The organism is Jiangella sp. DSM 45060 (assembly GCF_900105175.1).
Lineage (GTDB): Bacteria > Actinomycetota > Actinomycetes > Jiangellales > Jiangellaceae > Jiangella.
The window spans coordinates 3,082,636-3,100,851 of sequence record NZ_LT629771.1; the positions used below are offsets into that span (position 1 = coordinate 3,082,636).

General features: G+C 73.3%; 19 protein-coding genes. 13 read left to right on the forward strand and 6 right to left on the reverse strand.

Going from position 1 to position 18,216, the window contains the following annotated elements:
- Positions 1-14: 14 nt before the first annotated feature.
- Positions 15-722: a GntR family transcriptional regulator gene (locus BLU82_RS13895; protein ID WP_172885607.1), complete on the reverse strand. Its 708-nt coding sequence runs from the start codon at positions 720-722 to the stop codon at positions 15-17.
- A 332-nt stretch (positions 723-1,054) separates the two neighbouring features.
- Here BLU82_RS13895 and BLU82_RS13900 point away from each other — a divergent pair, with 332 nt between their 5' ends.
- From BLU82_RS13900 to BLU82_RS13925, 6 genes are read left to right on the forward strand one after another with little or no spacing between them, the layout of a single operon-like run.
- Positions 1,055-2,128, forward strand: coding sequence for a PotD/PotF family extracellular solute-binding protein (locus BLU82_RS13900; RefSeq protein ID WP_092621245.1), 1,074 nt, complete (start codon positions 1,055-1,057; stop codon positions 2,126-2,128).
- Positions 2,125-2,991 carry an ABC transporter permease gene (locus tag BLU82_RS13905; RefSeq protein ID WP_092621248.1) on the forward strand — a complete coding sequence of 289 codons (867 nt, stop codon included), beginning with the start codon at positions 2,125-2,127 and terminating at the stop codon, positions 2,989-2,991. Before BLU82_RS13900 ends, BLU82_RS13905 begins: the two co-directional genes overlap by 4 nt.
- A 5-nt stretch (positions 2,992-2,996) precedes the next feature.
- Positions 2,997-3,803, forward strand: a complete 807-nt coding sequence (locus BLU82_RS13910; RefSeq protein WP_092621251.1) for an ABC transporter permease — start codon at positions 2,997-2,999, stop codon at positions 3,801-3,803.
- Complete coding sequence (locus BLU82_RS13915) at positions 3,800-4,885, forward strand: ABC transporter ATP-binding protein (protein WP_197682934.1); 1,086 nt, start codon at positions 3,800-3,802, stop codon at positions 4,883-4,885. The genes BLU82_RS13910 and BLU82_RS13915 overlap by 4 nt, the downstream gene beginning before the upstream one ends.
- Before the next feature lie 15 nt (positions 4,886-4,900).
- Positions 4,901-5,668 (forward strand): amidohydrolase family protein, encoded by a 768-nt coding sequence (locus tag BLU82_RS13920; protein WP_092621254.1) that lies wholly within the window; start codon positions 4,901-4,903, stop codon positions 5,666-5,668.
- The gene (locus BLU82_RS13925; RefSeq protein ID WP_092621257.1) at positions 5,665-6,720 is read left to right on the forward strand and encodes a succinylglutamate desuccinylase/aspartoacylase family protein; all 1,056 of its coding nucleotides are present in this window, start codon (positions 5,665-5,667) and stop codon (positions 6,718-6,720) included. Before BLU82_RS13920 ends, BLU82_RS13925 begins: the two co-directional genes overlap by 4 nt.
- Here the strand turns inward: BLU82_RS13925 and BLU82_RS13930 are convergent.
- Genes BLU82_RS13930 through BLU82_RS13950 form a run of 5 tightly spaced genes read right to left on the reverse strand, consistent with a single transcriptional unit; the run spans position 6,689 to position 12,113 of the window.
- Positions 6,689-7,696, reverse strand: coding sequence for an ABC transporter ATP-binding protein (locus tag BLU82_RS13930; RefSeq protein WP_092621260.1), 1,008 nt, complete (start codon positions 7,694-7,696; stop codon positions 6,689-6,691). The genes BLU82_RS13925 and BLU82_RS13930 overlap by 32 nt on opposite strands.
- Positions 7,693-8,679 carry an ABC transporter ATP-binding protein gene (locus BLU82_RS13935; RefSeq protein WP_092621263.1) on the reverse strand — a complete coding sequence of 329 codons (987 nt, stop codon included), beginning with the start codon at positions 8,677-8,679 and terminating at the stop codon, positions 7,693-7,695. The genes BLU82_RS13930 and BLU82_RS13935 overlap by 4 nt, the downstream gene beginning before the upstream one ends.
- Positions 8,676-9,560: an ABC transporter permease gene (locus tag BLU82_RS13940; RefSeq protein ID WP_092621266.1), complete on the reverse strand. Its 885-nt coding sequence runs from the start codon at positions 9,558-9,560 to the stop codon at positions 8,676-8,678. Before BLU82_RS13940 ends, BLU82_RS13935 begins: the two co-directional genes overlap by 4 nt.
- Positions 9,547-10,536, reverse strand: coding sequence for an ABC transporter permease (locus BLU82_RS13945; RefSeq protein ID WP_157740935.1), 990 nt, complete (start codon positions 10,534-10,536; stop codon positions 9,547-9,549). The genes BLU82_RS13940 and BLU82_RS13945 overlap by 14 nt, the downstream gene beginning before the upstream one ends.
- Positions 10,521-12,113, reverse strand: coding sequence for an ABC transporter substrate-binding protein (locus BLU82_RS13950; protein ID WP_157740937.1), 1,593 nt, complete (start codon positions 12,111-12,113; stop codon positions 10,521-10,523). The genes BLU82_RS13945 and BLU82_RS13950 overlap by 16 nt, the downstream gene beginning before the upstream one ends.
- 136 nt (positions 12,114-12,249) lie before the next feature.
- Between BLU82_RS13950 and BLU82_RS13955 the strand changes: the two genes are divergently transcribed.
- From BLU82_RS13955 to BLU82_RS13985, 7 genes are read left to right on the forward strand one after another with little or no spacing between them, the layout of a single operon-like run.
- Positions 12,250-12,933, forward strand: a complete 684-nt coding sequence (locus BLU82_RS13955) for a GntR family transcriptional regulator (RefSeq protein ID WP_092621274.1) — start codon at positions 12,250-12,252, stop codon at positions 12,931-12,933.
- Positions 12,926-13,882, forward strand: a complete 957-nt coding sequence (locus tag BLU82_RS13960; protein WP_092621277.1) for an ornithine cyclodeaminase family protein — start codon at positions 12,926-12,928, stop codon at positions 13,880-13,882. The genes BLU82_RS13955 and BLU82_RS13960 overlap by 8 nt, the downstream gene beginning before the upstream one ends.
- 25 nt (positions 13,883-13,907) lie before the next feature.
- Complete coding sequence (locus tag BLU82_RS13965; RefSeq protein WP_092621280.1) at positions 13,908-14,909, forward strand: dipeptidase; 1,002 nt, start codon at positions 13,908-13,910, stop codon at positions 14,907-14,909.
- Positions 14,906-15,790: a serine hydrolase gene (locus BLU82_RS13970; protein ID WP_092621283.1), complete on the forward strand. Its 885-nt coding sequence runs from the start codon at positions 14,906-14,908 to the stop codon at positions 15,788-15,790. The genes BLU82_RS13965 and BLU82_RS13970 overlap by 4 nt, the downstream gene beginning before the upstream one ends.
- A complete protein-coding gene (locus tag BLU82_RS13975) occupies positions 15,787-16,551 on the forward strand; it encodes a creatininase family protein (protein ID WP_092621286.1) in 765 nt (254 codons plus the stop codon). Before BLU82_RS13970 ends, BLU82_RS13975 begins: the two co-directional genes overlap by 4 nt.
- Positions 16,548-17,735 carry an N-methyl-L-tryptophan oxidase gene (gene solA / locus BLU82_RS13980; RefSeq protein WP_092621288.1) on the forward strand — a complete coding sequence of 396 codons (1,188 nt, stop codon included), beginning with the start codon at positions 16,548-16,550 and terminating at the stop codon, positions 17,733-17,735. The genes BLU82_RS13975 and solA overlap by 4 nt, the downstream gene beginning before the upstream one ends.
- Positions 17,732-18,190: a hypothetical protein gene (locus tag BLU82_RS13985; RefSeq protein WP_092621291.1), complete on the forward strand. Its 459-nt coding sequence runs from the start codon at positions 17,732-17,734 to the stop codon at positions 18,188-18,190. Before solA ends, BLU82_RS13985 begins: the two co-directional genes overlap by 4 nt.
- Positions 18,191-18,216: the final 26 nt, after the last annotated feature.

Sequence of the window (18,216 nt, forward strand, 5' to 3'; positions counted from 1 at the left end):
TCCTGGGGTCGGGGTCAGGCGGGACGGTGCCCGGCGGCCGGCTCGTCGGCGCCGGCGACGCGCTGGCGGAAGTACTCGAGGACCTGGTCGCCCGTCTGGCAGAGGAACGCGCTGACCAGGGCGGCCACGGCCTCGGCGTTGCCGTTGCGCACGGCGGTGGTGGCCTGGCGGTAGAAGATGTTGTTGAGCGTGACGTGCTCGGGGTCGTCGCGCAGCCCGTGCGGCACCGAGGAGATGCGGGCGCGCAGCTGGCGGACGACCTCCAGCGCGGTGCGGTTGCCCGACGCGTCGTAGAGGATCTCCCGCCACCGCCACGCCGTCTGGAACATCAGCTCCCACTCGCCGCTGGCCGACAGCTCCAGGACCTGCGCGAGCAGCTCCTCCATGCGCTCGACGTCGGCCGGGCCGAGCCGCGGGACGGCCGCGCGGGCCATGTCCGCCTCGATCAGCGCGCGCAGCCCGTACACCTCCCGGACCGTCTGCCGCGACATGCCGCTGGAGACCGCGCCGACGTTCGGCACGTGCCGGACCAGTCCGCGGCCGGCCAGGATGCGCAGCGCCTCGCGGACCGGCGCCCGGCTGACCTCCAGCTCCTTGGCGATCGCCAGCTCGCGGATGCGGGCGCCCTCGGGGAACCGGCCGTCGATGATGGCCCGCTCGATCCAGTCGGCCACCGTCTCGGGCAGGGTCGATGACTCCGTCAGGGCGTCGGTCGTGACCATCTCGTTCCCGTCTCGCGTGGAAATGATTGTCGACAATAAGACCGACATGCCGCCGACGCAAGGCCCGCCACCCCGAGCTACCGGCCGGTCGCCGATCCGCGCACCGGGTTCGTAAAGTCTGCGTGACGTCATTGACAGCCCGCACCGTGTTTCCTAAGCTCACCGCAATCGCACCGGCCGCCGGCCGCACTCGATCGCCGTCCGGCCCCGCGCGACGCCGCCCCCTCGGACCGAGGGTCAGCCCTCGCGTTCACAAGCCTCCTCGCCCCGACGAGAGGCCACATTGGACCACTGTAGTGTCGACAATCTCTCCTGATGTGGAGGTCAGGCACATGGCACCCGAACTCAGTCGACGGTCGCTGCTGACCATCGCCGGCGGACTCGGCGCCGGCTACCTGCTCGCCGGGTGCGGCAGCGACGACGAACCGTCGGCCACCGGGGCGTCCGGTGGCGGCGGCGAGCTCGTCGTCCGCACCTGGAGCGGCGTCTGGGAGGGCGCCGTCAACGCGATGGCGTCCGGCTTCGAGTCCGCGAGCGGCATCTCGCTGCTCAACGACCCGGGCAGCGACACGCTGACGCTGCTGGAGCAGCGGCCGGGCGAGCACGACGTCGCCTGGCTGATCGGCACCGACTCCACCCGCGGCATGACCGACGGCACGCTCGAGCCGATCGACACCAGCCGGATCGAGCGGTTCGCCCAGATCAACTCGCGGCTCTCCGACGGCATCACGCACGACGGCGAGCTGTCCGGCGTCCCGATCAGCTACACCGCCACCGGCATCATCTACAACCGCGACCGCCTCGGGTTCGAGATCACCAGCTGGGAGGACCTCTGGCGCGAGGAACTGCGCGGCCAGCTGTGCATCCAGAACGCGCCGTCGATCGGCGGCCTGTTCCTCGTCTTCACCGGCGCCCGCGTCTTCGGCTCCGGAGCGGACGACTACGAGGCCGGCTGGAAGGCGATCGAGGAGCTGGCGCCGAACGTCCAGTTCCTCTTCAACACCAGCAGCGACGGCGTCAGCAAGCTCGCCTCGGGCAGCGTGCTGGCCTGCGTCACCATCGCCGACCAGGGCGTGCCGCTGCGCGAGCAGGGCATCGAGACGGTGATCCCGGAGGAGGGCACCACCTACAGCATCCAGAGCCTCACCGTCCCGGCCGAGTCGACGAACAAGGACGCCGCCTACGAGTTCATCAACTTCATGCTCGACCCGGACAACCAGGTCGAGTGGTCCCGCAACGGCAAGGCGGCGCCGTCGACCACCGACGTCACGCTCCCCGACGACCTCGCCTCCGAGCTGATGGAGACGCCGGCCGTCGCCGAGAGCCTCTGGCCGATCGACTGGTACGAGTTCGGCCAGCAGATCCCCGACTGGACCACGCGCTGGCAGAGGATCTTCGGCTCGTGACGAAGGCACGCTCCCCCGAGGACGAGGCCACGCTGGGACGGCGCGGCAGCTGGCTGCTGGGCGGCCCGATGCTGGTGTTCGTGGTGGCCATGTTCGGCTACCCGGCGTACCTGGTGCTGCGCACCAGCGTGGCCAGCGGCGACGGGCTGGACTCCGGCGGGTTCAGCCTCACCCACTACGTCACGTTCTTCTCCGACTCGCTGTACCTCGACGCGCTGCTGAACACGTTCGTCATCGCGGTGGTCTCGACGGCGATCACCGCGGTGCTCGGGCTGCTGTACGCCTACGAGATCACCCGGCGGCCGGGGCTGCGCACGGTGCTGCTCCTGCTGCTGGTGCTGCCGCTGCTGGTGAACGGCGTGGTGCGGATCTACGGACTGCAGCTGGGGATGATCTCGCTGGACCGCGTGCTGCTCGACCTCGGGCTGCGCGACACCCCGCTCGGGCTGCAGTACTCCTTCGCCGGCATCATCGTCGCGCTGGTCATGTTCCAGTTCCCGTTCATGGCGCTGGCGATCTACGCGGGGCTGTCGCGGCTGGACGTCTCGCTGGTCGAGGCCGCGCAGACGCTGGGCGCGCCGCGACGGGCGGTGCTGCTGCGGGTGGTGCTGCCGCTGGCGGTGCCCGGGCTGGTCGCGGGCAGCGTGCTGACGTTCGCCGCCGCGGCCGGCACGTTCATCGTCCCGGCGATGATGGGCGGCGGGCGGGTCAACACCATCCCGCAGATGATCTACACGTCGGTCAGCCAGACGTCGCAGTGGGCCACGGCCTCGGCGTTCGCCGTCGTGCTGGTCGCCATCCTCGCCGTCTCCATCCTCTACAGCCTGCGCCGCGGCCTGCGCTCGACGGCGGGAACGAGGTGAGCGCGATGGGACGCGAGCGCGTCCGCTACCCGGCCTTCGCCATCTGCTTCACGCTGCTGCTCCTGCTGCCGCTCGTGGTGGTCGTCGCCACGGCGGTCAACCCGGGCGCGTACATCAAGTTCCCGCCCGACGGGTTCACGCTCGACTGGTTCAGCACCGCGATCGAGACGCCGCGGTTCCAGTCGTCGCTGCTGCTCAGCCTCCGCATCGCGGTCATCGCGTCGCTGGTCGGTCTGGCGCTGACGATCCCGACGGCGGTCGCGATCACCCGCGGCCGGCGGCGGCTGCGGCCCTGGGTCAGCACCGCGACGGTGCTGCCGCTGATCACGCCGGACATGCTGCTGGCGCTCGGCCTGCTGATCATGCTGGTGCAGATCGGGATGGCCAGCAGCCTGGTCGGGCTGGTGCTCGGTCACGTCCTCATCGGCATGCCGCTGGCGGTGCAGGTGCTGGTGGCCGCGCTCAGCGGCGTCGACGAGAACGTCGAGCAGGCGGCGCAGACCCTGGGCGCCTCGCGGGCCACCGCGTTCATCCGGGTGACGCTGCCGGCGATCCTGCCGGCCATCGGGTCGGCGGCGGTGTTCCTGTTCATCTTCTCCTTCGACAACGTCTCCATCTCGCTGTTCCTGTCCGCACCGGGCCAGACGACGCTGCCGATCACGATGTTCCAGTACCTGGAGTACAACTCCGATCCGACCGTCTCGGCGATGTCGACGATCCTCATCGTCCTGTCACTGGTCGTCGCCGTGGTCCTGTCGCGGCTGGGTGGCCTCTCCCACCTCGCCGGCTCGCCCACCAGGAGATCGTCATGACGTTCACCCACCAGTCCGGCACCATCCCCGCGACCACGGACGCGTCCGCGCCCTACCTGCGGCTGCGGGCGGTGACCAAGCAGTACCCCACCGGCGGCGGCGTCGCCGGCGTCGACCTCACCGTCGCCAAGGGCGACATGCTGGTGCTGCTCGGCCCGTCCGGCTGCGGCAAGACGACGCTGCTGCGCACGCTGGCCGGGCTGCTGCAGCCCGACTCCGGCGCCATCGAGCTGGACGGCCACGACCTCGTCTCGGTGCCGACGTTCCGGCGCAACATCTCGATGGTGTTCCAGACGTGGGCGCTGTTCCCGACCATGACCGTGCGCGACAACGTCGCGTTCGGGCTGAAGATGCGCCGGGTCGGCAAGCAGGACCGCGCCGATCGGGTGGCCCGCGCGCTGGAGCTGGTCGGGCTGACGGAGTTCGCCGACCGGCTGCCGCGGCAGCTCTCCGGCGGGCAGCAGCAGCGGGTCGCCGTGGCCCGCGCGATCGTCGTCGAGCCGCGCCTGATCCTCATGGACGAGCCGCTGTCCAGCCTCGACCACCGCATCCGCGTGCAGCTACGAGCCCAGCTCAAGGACCTGCAGCGCGGCCTCGGCCTGACCGGCGTCTACGTCACGCACGACCACACCGAGGCGCTGGCGCTGGGCGACCGGATCGCCGTCATGGACGCCGGGCGCATCGTCGAGCTGGGCGCGCCGGTCGACGTGTTCGCCCGGCCCACCCGCCGCTACACCGCCGAGTTCCTCGGCCTCGCCAACGTCGTCGACGTCAGCGCCGACGGCGGCGGATACCGCACGGCGGCCGGCGCCCGGATCCCCGACGACGTCACCGCCGGCCGGTCCGACGTCGTCGCCGTCGCGCTGCGCCCCGACTGCGTGCGGCTCAGCCAGACCGACGACGGCGGCACGCCCGGCGTCGTCCGGGTGGTCGAGTACCAGCCCGGCGGCGTCCTGCACGACGTCGAGCTGACCGGCGGCGCCCGGCTGCAGGCGCTGACGCCGGTCGGGCTCAGCTACTCGATCGACACCCCGGTCCTCGTGACCCCCGAATGGAGCAAGGCCGTACCCCTGGCCGACTGAGCGAAGGAGCGTTCGTTGCGGATCGACTTCCACACCCACATCTGGAACACCCAGCTCGACGAGGTGGACACATTCGTCCAGAACATCACCGCGCTCGGGATCGACAAGGCCGTGGTGCTGCCCATCGCGCCGTACATGTCCAACCAGGCGGTCGCCGACCTCGTCACCAAGGCCGACGGCGCGATCGTCGGGTTCGCCTCCGTCGTGCCGTTCGCCGAGACCACCGGCATCCCGCGGGAGGACCCGGTCGAGACGCTGGCGCACGCCGTCAACGTGCTGGGGCTCAAGGGCCTCAAGCTGCACCCGCTGATCCAGGGGTTCGCGCTGAACGACCCCGGCCTGGTGCCGGTGGTCTCCGCCGCCGGCGACCTCGGCATCCCCGTCATCTTCCACACCGGGCCGTCGAACGGGCGTGCCGGGCGGCTGGAGAACGGGCGGGTGGAGCTGCTCGACGACCTCGCCATCATGTGCCCGAACACGGTGCTGGTCGCCGGGCACGCCAACCCGATGAGCGACGCCCTCTACCTCGCCCGCAAGCACCCGAACGTCTACCTGGAGACGTCGATCTCGTGGGCGCGGTGGGGCGCGCTGATCCCCGGCCTGGTGAAGCAGGTGGTCACCGAGGCCGGCCCGGACAAGATCCTCTACGGCAGCGACTTCTCCCTCGACCGCGACCAGCGCGTCGTCGACACCGACGCCGTCTTCACGTCGTCCGGCCTGTCCGCCGGCGACCTCGAGCTGGTCTTCGGCGGCAACGCCGCCCGGCTGCTGGGGCTGTCGTGACCGCCGCGACGCTGGCCGGGCCGGCCCAGCTGCTCGACATCGCGCCCGGCACCCGGCGGCTGTTCCATCTCCCCGTCGCCCGGCGCGCCTCGGGCGAGGACCTGCGCATCGCCGTCCACGTCGCGCGCGGCGCGGCCGGCGACGGGCCGGTCCTCGGCCTGGTGGGCGCGGTCCACGGCGACGCGATCTTCGGCTCGCACATCATCCGGCTGGCGATGGAGCGGCTCGACCTCGCCGGGCTGGCCGGCACCGTCGTCGCCGTCCCCGTCGCCAACCCGGTCGCGTTCGAGTCCGGCACCCGGACCACCGGGCAGGGCTGGAACACCGACATGAACAACCTCAACCGGGTCTTCCCCGGCGCCGCCGACGGCTGGGTGACGCAGCAGCTGGCGGCCGCGCTGTCGGAGAACGTGCTCGGCCAGCTGGACGCGCTGATCGACTACCACTGCGGCGCGAACACGTCCATCAACTACACGCTGGTCAGCGGCGACTCCACGCCGGAGCAGAAGCGGGCGTTCGACTTCAACCGGCTGATGGGCTGCGACTTCATCTACGTGCACGACGTCAACCCGTACTCCGGCACCATCACCGGCTACGCCGCCGAGCAGGGCGTGCTGTGCGTCGTCGCCGAGCAGGGCGGCAACGTGCTGCCCGACGGGTTCGACGAGCTGGCGCTGACCCGCGTCGACAACTACCTCAAGGCGCTGGGCATGATCGAAGGCGAGCCGGTGCTGCCGGACCGCCAGCTGGTCATGCGCGGCGGGCGGACGCTGCAGCGGGTGGTCCACGGCGGCCTGTTCTACCCGGCGGTCGGCATCGAGGCGCTGTCGGCGGCCGTGCCGGGCGGCACCGTCCTCGGCCGCGTCGTCGACCCGCACTCGTTCGAGGTGCTGCAGACCATCACGGCGCCGTACGAGTCGTCCGCGCTGTTCCAGATGCGGCCGTCGTTCGGCCAGGTGAACCCGGGCGACTACGCCTACATCATCGGCGACGCCACCCAGGCCGTCGAGCTGCCCCGCCTCACCGACTGGCGGTTCCCGCCGCCGTCGTGAGCAGGTGGCAGCGGGCGAACCCGTCGCCGGCCGGGTGCGGCGCCGGCTCGGTCTCGTCGCAGACCGGGCCGATCCGCACCGGGCACCGGGTGTGGAACGAGCACCCCGGCGGCGGGTCCTCCGGCCGTGGCGGGTCGCCCTGCAGGACGATCCGGGAGCGCCGCTCCGCCAGCCGGACCGACGGCGCCGCCGACTCCAGCGCCTGCGTGTACGGGTGCCGCGGCGCCGCGAACACCGTCTCCGTCGGCCCGGCCTCCATCACCTGGCCGAGGTACAGCACGGCCACCTGCGAGCAGAAGAACCGCACCACGCCGAGGTCGTGCGAGATGAACAGGAACGCGGTGCCGAGCTCCTCGCGCAGGTCGGTGAGCAGGTTGAGGATCTGCGCCTGCACCGAGACGTCCAGCGCCGACACCGGCTCGTCGGCGACGATCAGCCGCGGCCCGGCGGCGATGGCCCGGGCGATGCCGACCCGCTGGCACTGCCCGCCGGAGAGCTGGTGCGGGTACAGCTCGGCCACCCGCGACGGCAGCCCGACGCGGTCCAGCAGCCGCGCGACCTCGGCCCGTCCGGCCGGCAGCCCATGGGTGCGCAGCGGCTCGGCGACGGTGCGGTGGATCGGCAGCCGCGGGTTCAGCGACGCCCGCGGGTCCTGGAAGATCATCTGCACGTCCCGCGACAGCGCCCGGCGGCGCCGCTCGGACGCGTCGGCCATCTCAGCGCCCAGCAGCCGCAGCGACCCGGCGGTCGGCCGGAGCAGCCCGGCGACGATGCGGGCCAACGTCGACTTGCCGCTGCCGCTCTCGCCGACCAGCCCGACCGACGCGCCCTCGCCGACGCTGAGGTCGACGCCGCGCAGGGCCTGCACCTCGCCGCCCCCGCCGCGCAGCCGGAACGTCCGGGTCAGCCCGGACGCCGCCAGCACCGGCGGGTCCTCCACCGGGCTGCCCTGGGCCACCGCCGCCGACTCCGTCATCGTGCCTCCTCCACCAGTCCGGTGCGCAGTGACGGCAGCTCGCCGGCCCGCAGGCAGGCGACGCCGTCGACCAGGCGCGGGTCGGTCGTGCGGCAGGCGTCGACGGCGTACGCGCAGCGCGGCGCGAACCGGCAGCCGGCCGGCATCGCGTCGATGCCCGGCACGCTGCCCGGCACCGTGGCCAGCCGGTCGGCGCCCTGCCCCATCGTCGCCAGGCACTCGACCAGCGCCCGGGTGTACGGGTGCCCGGGCGCGGCCAGCACCCGCTCGACCGTCCCGGTCTCGACCACCCGGCCGGCGTACATGACGTAGACCCGCTGGCAGAACTCCGCGACCAGCCCGAGGTCGTGCGAGATGAACAGCATGGCCATGCCCTCGTCGCGGACGAGGTCGCGCAGCAGGTCCATGATCTGCGCCTGGACGGTGGTGTCCAGCGCCGTCGTCGGCTCGTCGGCCACCAGCAGCCGCGGCTCGCAGGACAGCGCCATCGCGATCAGCACCCGCTGCCGCATGCCGCCGGACAGCTCGAACGGGTAGGACCGCGCGACCCGGTCCGGCGCCGGGATGCCGACCCGGGCCAGCAGCTCCAGCACCCGGGCCCGCCGCGCCCGCCGGTCCAGCGCGGTGTGCGCCCTCAGCACGTCGCCCAGCTGGTTCCCGACCGGCAGCACGGGGTTCAGCGCGGTGAGCGGGTCCTGGAAGATCATCGCGACGTCCCGCCCGCGCAGCGGCCGCAGTCCGGCTCCGTCGGCGAGGTCATGCGACGTGCCGCCGAGCGTGACGGTGCCGCGGGCGGTCAGCCCGGGCGCCAGCAGGCCCAGCAGCGAGTACGCCGTCACCGACTTGCCGCACCCGCTCTCACCCACCAGCGCGACCGCCTCCCCCTGCGCGACGGTGACGTCGACGCCGTCGACGGCGCGCAGCGCGGGGTCGGAGCGCAGGGAGACGACGAGGTCGTCGAGGGCCAGCAGCGGCGCGTTCATCGGGACCTCCGCGGGTCGGCGGCGTCGCGCAGCCCGTCGCCGGCGAACAGCAGCGCCATCAGCAGCACCGCGATCACCACGCCGGGCGCGACCGCGAGCGCCGGTGCCTCCAGGGTGTAGTTCGCGCCCTCGGCCAGCATGTTGCCCAGCGACGCCGACGGCGGCTGCACGCCGAGGCCGACGAAGCTCAGCCCGGCCTCGCCGACGATGGCGAACGCGAAGATCAGCGTGAGCTGCACCGTCGTCGCGCCGAGCACGTTGGGCAGCACGTGCCGCAGCACGATGCGCCACGGCCGCACGCCGGTGACGCGGGCGCTCTCGACGTACTCCTCCTGCCGCACCTGCAGGACGACGCTGCGCACCACCCGCGCGAGGTACGCCGCGTAGCCGGCCACCAGCGCGATGATCGTGCTCTGCATCCCGGCGCCCATCGCGGCGATCAGCCCGAGCGCCAGCACCAGCGACGGCAGCGCCAGCCCGACGTCGATGACCCGGGCGACGACGACGTCCAGGGCGCCGCGCGCGTACCCGGCCAGCAGGCCGACCGGCAGCCCGATCAGCGCGACGCCGGCCGTCGTCGCCAGCCCGATGAACAGCGACGAGCGCAGCGCGTAGAACAGCCGGCTGAGCTGGTCGCGGCCGAAGTCGTCGGTGCCCAGCAGGTGGCCGCCACCGGGTGGCTGCAGCGTGTTGCGCAGGTCCTGCGCGTTCGGCTCGTACGGCGCCAGCAGCGGCGCCGCGACGGCGGCCAGCACGAGCAGCGCGACGATCGCCCACGCGATCCGCTGCCCGGTGCTGCTGAGCAGTCGGCGGAGGAACGACGGACGCGGCGCGGCCACCGCCTCGGCGGCGGGCGGCGCGACGGTGTCAGGCGCGGCCACGCGATCGCCTCACTCTCGGGTCGACGACGGCGTACACGACGTCCATCAGCAGGTTGACCGCCACGAAGATCACGACGATGACGAGGATGCAGGCCTGCACCACCGGGTAGTCGCGCGACAGCACGCCCTGCACCACCAGCCGGCCCATACCGGGCAGCGCGAACGCGTTCTCGACCAGCAGCGCGCCGCTCATCAGTGCGCCGGCCTGGATGCCGAGGATGGTCAGCGTCGGCAGGAACGCGTTGCGAAGCGCGTACCGCCCGTACACCCGCCACTCCGGGATGCCGAACGCCCGAGCGGTGCGCACGTAGTCCGAGCCGAGCGTCTCGACCAGCCCGGCCCGGTTGGTCTCGAACACCAGCGCCGCGAACCCGGCGCCGAGCGCGACCGCGGGCAGGATCATGTGCACCAGGTGGTCGGTCAGGCTCTCCGACACCGGCACGTAGCCGAAGATCGGCAGGTATCCCTGGAACAGGATGATCAGCAGCAGCGCCAGCCAGAAGCTGGGCACCGCGATGCCGGTCGAGCCGACCAGCCGGGCGGCCCGGTCGGCGACGGCGCCCTGCCAGCGGGCCGCCACGACGCTGAGCGGTATGGCCAGCGCGACGGCCAGCAGGAACGAGTAGGCCGACAGCTGCGCCGTCACCACCAGCCGGTCGTCCAGCAGGTCGGACACCCGCTCGCCGAGCACCAGCGAGGTGCCGAAGTCGCCGCGGAACGCCGCGCTGATCCAGTCCCAGTACTGCACCGGCAGCGGGTCGTCCAGGCCAAGCTCGCGCCGGGTCAGCTCGATCTGCTCCTCGGTGACGTTGCCGCCCGGCCCGGCCAGGATCCGGGCCGGGTCGCCGGGGATCAGCCGCATCAGCAGGAAGACCGCCGAGGTCGCGCCTACGGCGACCACCAGGGCCTGCAACAGGCTCAGCGCGATCCGCCCGGCCGTGCGGGCCGGGCGGCGCGCCGTCAGCTGGACAGCCAACACCCCTCCGTCGCGTGGGTGCCGCCGGCGTAGAACGTGAGGCCCTTGACGTTCGGGCCGGCCGCGATGATCTCCTTCGGCCACACGGTGAACGCGGCGTGCGCGTTCTCGGCGACGTTGCGGGCGATGTCGTGGTACATCTCGGCCCGGATGCCGGGGTCGCCCTCGGCGCGGGCCTGATCCAGCAGCGAGTCGAGCTCCGGGTCGGCGAGGCCGAACACGTTGAGGTCGCCGCTGGAGTGCGCCAGCGGGTAGAGCACCTCGTCCGGGTCGACGGTGCGGGTGGTCTGCCCGCTGTTGAACATGGTGAAGTCCTTGGCCGTGTAGATGAGGTCGGCCCACGACCCGAAGTCCTGCTTCTCCAGCTTGATGTCCAGCCCGATCTCCTGCAGCTGGGCGGTCATCGCGTCGGCCTCGGAGCCCCACGGCGCCTGCGTGAACGAGTCGAACCGCACGGTCGCGCCGGTGTCGAAGCCGGACTGCTGCAGCCACCGGCGTGCCTCGTCCGGCGCGTAGCTCTGCGCGACGACGTCGGACAGGTCCTGGTAGGCGTCGCCGATGGCCGGCGAGAACGGGCCGCTGGCCGGCTCGGCGTAGCCGTTGTAGACGCCCTGCGCGATGCCCTCGCGGTCGAGCGCGGCGGAGAACGCGCGCCGCACGTCCGGGTTGTCGAACGGCGCCCGGGCCTGGTTGAAGGTCAGGTAGTTGAACGTGTTGCCGACGAACTCGTGGATGACGACGCTGGGGTCGCGGGTGACCTGCCCGACCTGCGCGGGCACGACGCCGATGAGATCGAACTCGCCGTTGAGGAAGGCCTGGATCTGGGTGCTGGTGGTCGGGATGATCGTGAACGTGATGGCGTCGAGGTGGTTGGTCCCGGCCCAGTAGCCGTCGAACCGCTCGAGCCCGATCCGGTCGCCCGGCCGGTACTCGCTGAACCGGTACGGCCCGGTGCCGACGGAGGCCTTGAACGGGTCGCTCTGCGCGTACTGCTCGACCGCCGTGGGCGACATCATCATCACCCGGCCGCGGCGCAGCGACCCGAGGAACGCGGCGGCCGGCTGGGCCAGCCGGAACTCCACCTGGTGGCTGCCGAGCACCGTCACCGACTCCAGGAACGGCGGCAGGTTCACCGCGTCGGACCCGGGCGCCATCAGCCGGTCGAAGTTGGCCTTGACGGCCGCGGCGTCGAACGGGGTGCCGTCGTGGAACTCGGCGTCGGTGCGCAGGTCGAACACGTAGCGGGTGGGCTCGGGCTGCTCCCACGAGAGCGCCAGCTGCGGCACCACCTCGCCGTCGACCACCTCGACCAGCCCGTTGTACGCGAGCGTCGAGATGCCCGCGGTGCCGACGGAGCCGGCCGCCCGGGTGCCCATGTCGAATGCGGGCGCGATCGGCTCTTGCGTCAGCGGGATGCGCAGCTCGCCGCCGCGCTGCGGGGTGCCCTCGTCGGACGGCGCGCCCGCGCCCGCCGGACGTGATCCGCCGCCCCGGCCGCCGCACCCGGTCAGCGCGAGCGCGCCGGCGGCGGCCCCCGCGACCAGGACCTGCCGTCTCGTGAGGATGTGCTCGGCCATCGGCCCTCCCATACGTGCACTCGACCCTTGCTCGGATGGGTTAGGTGTAATACCTTACGCCTAACATGTCAATGGTTGCGGACCGGACTACGGTAGAGGTCCCGATCACGATCAACGACTTCGGCAGAGGCGGTTCATGGCCACCGAGACCCCGCGGTTCGACGAACTGCCGCGCACGAAACTGCGCGACGCCGCGACCGACCAGATCAAGGCGCAGATCATCGCCGGCACGCTGAAGCCGGGCGAGCTCTACTCGATCAGCACCATCTCCGACCAGCTGCGGGTGTCGGCGACGCCGGTCCGCGAGGCGGTGCTCGACCTCGCCAAGGACGGCCTGGTCGAGATGGTCCGCAACCGCGGGTTCCGGGTCCGCGTCCTCGGCGACAAGGACCTCGACGACATCGTCGAGCTCCGGCTGGCGCTCGAGGTCCCGGCGATGGAGCGGCTGGCGTCGCGGCGTCCGGCTCCCGACGTCGAGCCGCTGCGGCCGCTGGCCCGCGACCTCGTCCGGCTGGCCGAGGAGGGCGACATGGTCGGCTTCGTCGCCGTCGACCGGCAGTTCCACCTCGCGGTCACGGCGCTGCTGGGCAACGACCGCTACGTCGCGATGGTGGCGCTGCTGCGCGACCAGATGCGGCTGCTGGGCCTGTCCGGGCTGGAGGGCGACCGCCAGCTGGTCGCGTCGGCGCGCGAGCACGAGCAGCTGCTCGACCTCATCGCGGCCGGCGACGCCGACGGCACCCGGACGTTGATGACCCAGCACCTGCAGCACGCCCGCGGACTCTGGGCCGGCCGGCCCGAGGAGCCGGCCGATGACTGACCCCGCCGGCCCGGCCCACCTCGACCCCGCCGCCGTCCGCGCTGCCCTGACCATGGGCCAGGCGGTCGAGGCGCTCGGCCCGGCGCTGGCCGCGGTGGTGCGCGGCGAGCTGGACCAGCCGCCGCGGCTGGTGCTCGACGGCGGCCGGGTGCTGGTCATGGCCGCCACCCACGGCGGCACCGGCGACACCGTCGTCAAGACGGTCAGCGTCAGCCTCGACCACGGCGGCCGGGCGCCGGCCATCGCCGGCACCGTCCTGTGGGTCGACGGCGGCACCGGCCGGGCCGCGTTCACCGCCGACGGCGCCGAGATCACCGCGCTGCGCACCGGCGCCGTGGCCGGCCTCGCGACGTCGCTGCTGGCCGCGCCCGACGCCCGCCGGCTGACGGTGCTGGGCTCGGGCCGGCAGGCGGCCGCGCAGGTCGACGCGATGCTCGCGATCCGCCCGATCGACGACGTCACGGTGTGCAGCCGCACTCCCGCGAACGCCGCCGCGTTCGCCGACGCGCTGCGCCGCCGCGCCCCGGGGCTCACCGTCCGCACCGAGGGCGACGCCGACGCCGCGGTGGCCGCCGCCGACGTCGTCTGCTGCGCCACGTCGGCCCGCGAGCCGCTGTTCCGCACGTCGTCGCTGCCCGGGCGGGTGCACGTCAACGCCGTCGGCTCGTTCCGCTCGGACATGAGCGAACTGCCGCCGGACCTGCTCACCACCGCGTCCGCCGTGGTCGTCGACGACGTCGCCGGCTGCCTGGACGAGTCCGGCGAGGTGGCCGCCGCGCTGCGGGCCGGCCTCGACCTCGCGGCGCTGCGCCCGCTCGGCGAGCTGGCCGCCGCGCCGTCCCACCCCGCGCCCTCCGGCCGCACCGTCTTCAAGTCGGTCGGCTGTGCCGCCCTCGACTGGGCCGTCGCCGCCCGGCTGGCCGCCCGCGTCACCGCACCGCTGTCCTGACCCCCGCTCCCGTCCGGAGGTGTGCATGCCCGCGCGAGATCTGCACGACTCCGCCGTCGTGATCGACGGCACCTGTCCCGGCTACTACTGGATGCAGAACGTCGACGACTGGCGCAAGGGCGGCGCCACCTGCTGCGTCGTCACCGCCGTCGCGTTCGAGGACGTCCGCCAGGCCGCCACCGCGATCGCCGGGCTGTTCCGGTTCGTCCGTGAGCGGCCCGACGACCTCGTGCTGGCCACCACCGCCGGCGAGATCCGCGCCGCCAAGGCGGCCGGGAAGCTGGCCGTCGTCCTGCAGTTCCAGGGCACCGCCGCGCTCGGCTACGAGCTCGACCTCGTCGAGTACTACTGGCGCCTCGGCGTCCGGGTCGTGCAGCTCACCTACAACCAGCGGGGGCCGGTCGGCGACGGCTGCGAAGAGCCGTCCGACGCCGGGCTGAGCGGGTTCGGCCGCCGCGTCGTCGGCGAGCTGAACCGGCTCGGCATGCTGGTCGACGTGTCGCACACCGGCGAGCGGACCAGCCTCGACGCGGTCGCGGCGTCGTCGGCGCCGGTCGTGGCGTCGCACTCGAACCCGGCCGCGCTGCACGCCAGCGCCCGCAACGTCTCCGACGAGCTGATCCGGGCGCTGGCCGGCACGGGCGGGCTGGTCGGCATCAACGGGTTCTCGGCGTTCCTCGGCGGCGACCGGCCCGGCCTGGACCGCTTCGTCGACCACATCACGCACGTGGCGGACCTCGTCGGGATCGAGCACGTCGCGCTCGGCCTCGACTACACCGTCCGCGACGCGCCGCGCGAGCTGTACGACCACTACGTCCGCGACGGCATCTGGTCGGCGGCCACCTATCCCCCGCCGCCGTGGTCGTTCCCCGACGGGCTGGACACCGCCGCGGAGTTCCCGAACCTCACCGACCGGCTACTCGAGCGCGGCTTCGGCGAGGCGGAGGTGCGGGCGGTGCTCGGCGAGAACTGGCTGCGCGTGTTCGACGCGGTCTGGAGTTCCGGAACCACACAGGAGGCACGATGAACCCCGTCATGGACGACATCGCCGCGGCCCTGCGGCGGGCCGGCACCGACGCCGCGCTGCACGTGCGGCCGGTCGACGGCCCGGGCGAGGTGGCGCTGAACCCCGACGCCGTCAGCGTCGCCGCGTCCACCTACAAGATCGCCGTGCTGCTGGAGCTGGCCTGCCAGGCCGCCGAGGGCACATTGTCACTGACGGCGCGGCAGCGGGTGCCCGCCGGGCGGCGCAGCCTCGGCCCGACCGGCATCTCGGCCATGCTCGACGACGTCGACCTCTCGCTGCGCGACCTCGCGCTGCTGATGATGCAGATCAGTGACAACACCGCCACCGACGTCGTGCAGGAGGTCGTCGGCACCGACCGCATCGCCGCGCGGCTGAAGGGGCTCGGGCTGGCGAACACGTCGTTCCCGCACGACTGCGCGAAACTGGTCGGGGACGTCCTCGACGAGTTCGGCGGCTACCCGCACGAGATGGACCGCCCGCGGCTGCGCGCCGCCGTCGCCGCCAGCCCGTCCATCGCCGGCACCGTCGGCAACACCACCACCCCGCGCGACATGACGACGCTGGTCAGCGCGATCTGGCGGGACGAGGCCGGCCCGGCCGCGGCGTGCGAGGAGGTGCGCCGCATCATGGCGCAGCAGTACGCGCCGCACCGGCTGTCCACCGCCTACCGCGACGGCCCGGCCATCGCCGGCAAGACCGGCACCTTCCACGGCGGCATCCGCAACGAGGTCGGCGTCGTCGACTTCGGTGGCGGCGACCGGTACGCCGTCGCCGTCTACCTGCGCCAGCACGAGTACGACCTGCGCGACGGCGCCGCCGACGCCGTCATCGGCGAGGTCGCCCGGCTGGCCGTCGACCACCTGCGGGCGGGTGCCGCATGAGCGTGCTGCGACTCTCCGACGTGTCCTGGGCCGCGATGCGGGCCGCCCTCGACGCCGGGCGGCGGACCGCGCTGTTCGCCGTCGGCTCGACCGAGCAGCACGGCCCGCACCTGCCGCTGCGCACCGACGCGCTGCTCGGCGACGCGCTGGTGACGCGGCTCGCGCCGCGGCTGGGCGAGGTCGTCGTCGGCCCGACGGTGCCGTTCGGCGTCGCCACCCACCACATGGCCTTCCCCGGCACGATCACGCTGGACACCGAGACGTTCCAGGCGGTCGTCCTGCAGTACGTGCGCAGCCTCGCCAGCCACGGCTTCGAGACCGTGCTGGTGGTGCCGAGCCACGGCGGCAACTTCGGGCCGCTCGCGCAACTGCTGGAGTCGACCGGCGGGGAGGTCGGGGGCGCGCGGTTCGTGCCGTACACCGACCTCGCCGCGTTCGTCGCCGTCCTCGAGCGGGTCGGCCGCGACGACGGCATCCCGCCCGAGGTCAGCGGATCGCACGCGGGCGAGGCGGAGACGTCGATCGTGCTGGCCGAGCGGCCCGACCTCGTCGACATGAGTGCCGCCGTCCGCGGCTTCGACGGCGTCTTCGACGACGAGGTCGCCCAGCGGATCTTCACCGGCGGCACCGCGGCGCTGTCCGAGAACGGCGTCCTCGGCGACGCCCGCCCGGCCGACGCGGCCCGCGGCGCCCGCTACCTCGAGGCGCTGACGGACCTGCTGGCCGGGTACTTCGCCCCGGTGCTGGAGGGCCGGCCGTGAAGACGTCCTACGACCACATCGTCATCGGCGCCGGGGCGCTGGGCTCGGCCGCGGCGTACCGGCTGGCGGCGGCCGGGCACACCGACGTGCTGGTGCTGGAGCAGTACGAGCTGGGGCACACCCGCGGCGCGTCGGAGGACCACTCGCGGATCATCCGGCACACCTACCACTCGCCCGTCTACACGGCGCTCACCCCGGCCGCGTACGCCGCGTGGGACGAGGTCGAGGACGAGACCGGCCTCCAGCTCGTGTTCAAGGTCGGCGGGCTCGACCTCGCGGTCGCCGGGACGCCGGGCGCGCGCGAGCTCGACACCTACCGGGCCTCGCTCGCGCCGCTCGCCGCCCAGGGCGTCACCTGGGAGGACCTCGACGCCGCCGAGATCCGGTCGCGGTGGCCCCAGTGGCGCATCGGCGACGACGTCGTCGGGCTGTTCCAGGCCGACGGCGGCATCCTCGACGTCCGCCGGGCCACCGCCGCGCACATCGCGCTGGCCCGCGCCCGCGGCGTCGAGTTCGCCCCCGGCACCGCGGTGCTCGGCCTGTCGTCGTCGTCCACCCACGTCACCGTCTCGACCAGCCGCGGCGAGCTGACCGCGGGGTCGGTCGTGCTGTGCGCGGCGTCGTGGACCCCCACGCTGCTGCCGAGCCTCGGCGTCGACTGGCCGATCACGCTCAGCCAGGAGCAGGTCAGCTACTTCGCGACGCCGCACCTGCGCGACTTCGCCCCGGACCGGTTCCCGATGTGGATCTGGCACGGCGAGTCGTTCTTCTACGGCTTCCCCGTCTACGGCGAGGTCGCGGTGAAGGCGGCGCGCGACATGGCCGGCCGGTTCGTCACCCAGGAGACGCGTTCGGAGCTGCCGGACCCCGACGAGACCGAGCGCGTCGCGGCGTTCCTGCGCGACCGGCTGCCCGGCGCCGCGGGCCCGGAACTGGTCAGCAAGACCTGCGTCTACGACATGCCGCCGGACCGCGAGTTCGTCCTCGACCACGTGCCCGGCCACCCCCGCGTCGTCGCCGCCGTCGGCGCCGGGCACGCCGCCAAGTTCGCCTCGCTGCTCGGCGAGATCCTCGCGTCGCTGGCCACGACGGGCACCAGCCGGCACCCGATCGACGCGTTCCGGGCCGACCGGCCGGCCCTCGCCGACCCCGCCTTCGTCCCGTCGTTCCGGCTGTCGTCATGACCGGCCGGTACGCGGAGCTGCTGCGCTGGGCCCACGACGGCGAGGTGTTCGGCGCGGCGTTCCTGCGGGCGCTGGCCGGCGGTTCCGCCCACACGGAGCACCGTGCGGAGCTGACGGCGCTGCTGGACCTGGAGGAACGCACACTGGCCCTGCTGGCGCCCGTCGTCGCCGCCTCGTTGGGCCCGGTCGACGACGCCGCGGCACTCTCCCGGGCGGCGGCGTACGCGGCCCGGGTCGCGGCGGCGCCCTGGGACGCCTTCCTCACCGACCTCGCCGACGGCGCCGTGCGGGCCCTGCCGCGCTTCGCCGAGCTGGTCGCGGCCGCGCCGGCGGACCAGCGCGTCCGGTTCGAGCGGCTGGCCGAGCACGAGCGGGTGGTCGGCGAGTTCGCCCGCCTCTCCCTCGCCGGCGACACCCCCTCCGCCCTCGCCGTCGTCGAGGCACACCTGCGCTGAGTCGGCCCGCGACGGCTCATGGTGGG

Bases quoted from the DNA above. Each gene is read 5' to 3' on its own strand.
- BLU82_RS13895 (WP_172885607.1), bottom strand. From the start codon at position 722: ATGGTCACGACCGACGCCCTGACGGAGTCATCGACCCTGCCCGAGACG.
- BLU82_RS13900 (WP_092621245.1), top strand. From the start codon at position 1,055: ATGGCACCCGAACTCAGTCGACGGTCGCTGCTGACCATCGCCGGCGGA.
- BLU82_RS13910 (WP_092621251.1), top strand. From the start codon at position 2,997: ATGGGACGCGAGCGCGTCCGCTACCCGGCCTTCGCCATCTGCTTCACG.
- BLU82_RS13915 (WP_197682934.1), top strand. From the start codon at position 3,800: ATGACGTTCACCCACCAGTCCGGCACCATCCCCGCGACCACGGACGCG.
- BLU82_RS13930 (WP_092621260.1), bottom strand. From the start codon at position 7,696: ATGACGGAGTCGGCGGCGGTGGCCCAGGGCAGCCCGGTGGAGGACCCG.
- BLU82_RS13935 (WP_092621263.1), bottom strand. From the start codon at position 8,679: ATGAACGCGCCGCTGCTGGCCCTCGACGACCTCGTCGTCTCCCTGCGC.
- BLU82_RS13950 (WP_157740937.1), bottom strand. From the start codon at position 12,113: ATGGCCGAGCACATCCTCACGAGACGGCAGGTCCTGGTCGCGGGGGCC.
- BLU82_RS13955 (WP_092621274.1), top strand. From the start codon at position 12,250: ATGGCCACCGAGACCCCGCGGTTCGACGAACTGCCGCGCACGAAACTG.
- BLU82_RS13960 (WP_092621277.1), top strand. From the start codon at position 12,926: ATGACTGACCCCGCCGGCCCGGCCCACCTCGACCCCGCCGCCGTCCGC.
- BLU82_RS13965 (WP_092621280.1), top strand. From the start codon at position 13,908: ATGCCCGCGCGAGATCTGCACGACTCCGCCGTCGTGATCGACGGCACC.
- BLU82_RS13970 (WP_092621283.1), top strand. From the start codon at position 14,906: ATGAACCCCGTCATGGACGACATCGCCGCGGCCCTGCGGCGGGCCGGC.
- BLU82_RS13975 (WP_092621286.1), top strand. From the start codon at position 15,787: ATGAGCGTGCTGCGACTCTCCGACGTGTCCTGGGCCGCGATGCGGGCC.
- BLU82_RS13985 (WP_092621291.1), top strand. From the start codon at position 17,732: ATGACCGGCCGGTACGCGGAGCTGCTGCGCTGGGCCCACGACGGCGAG.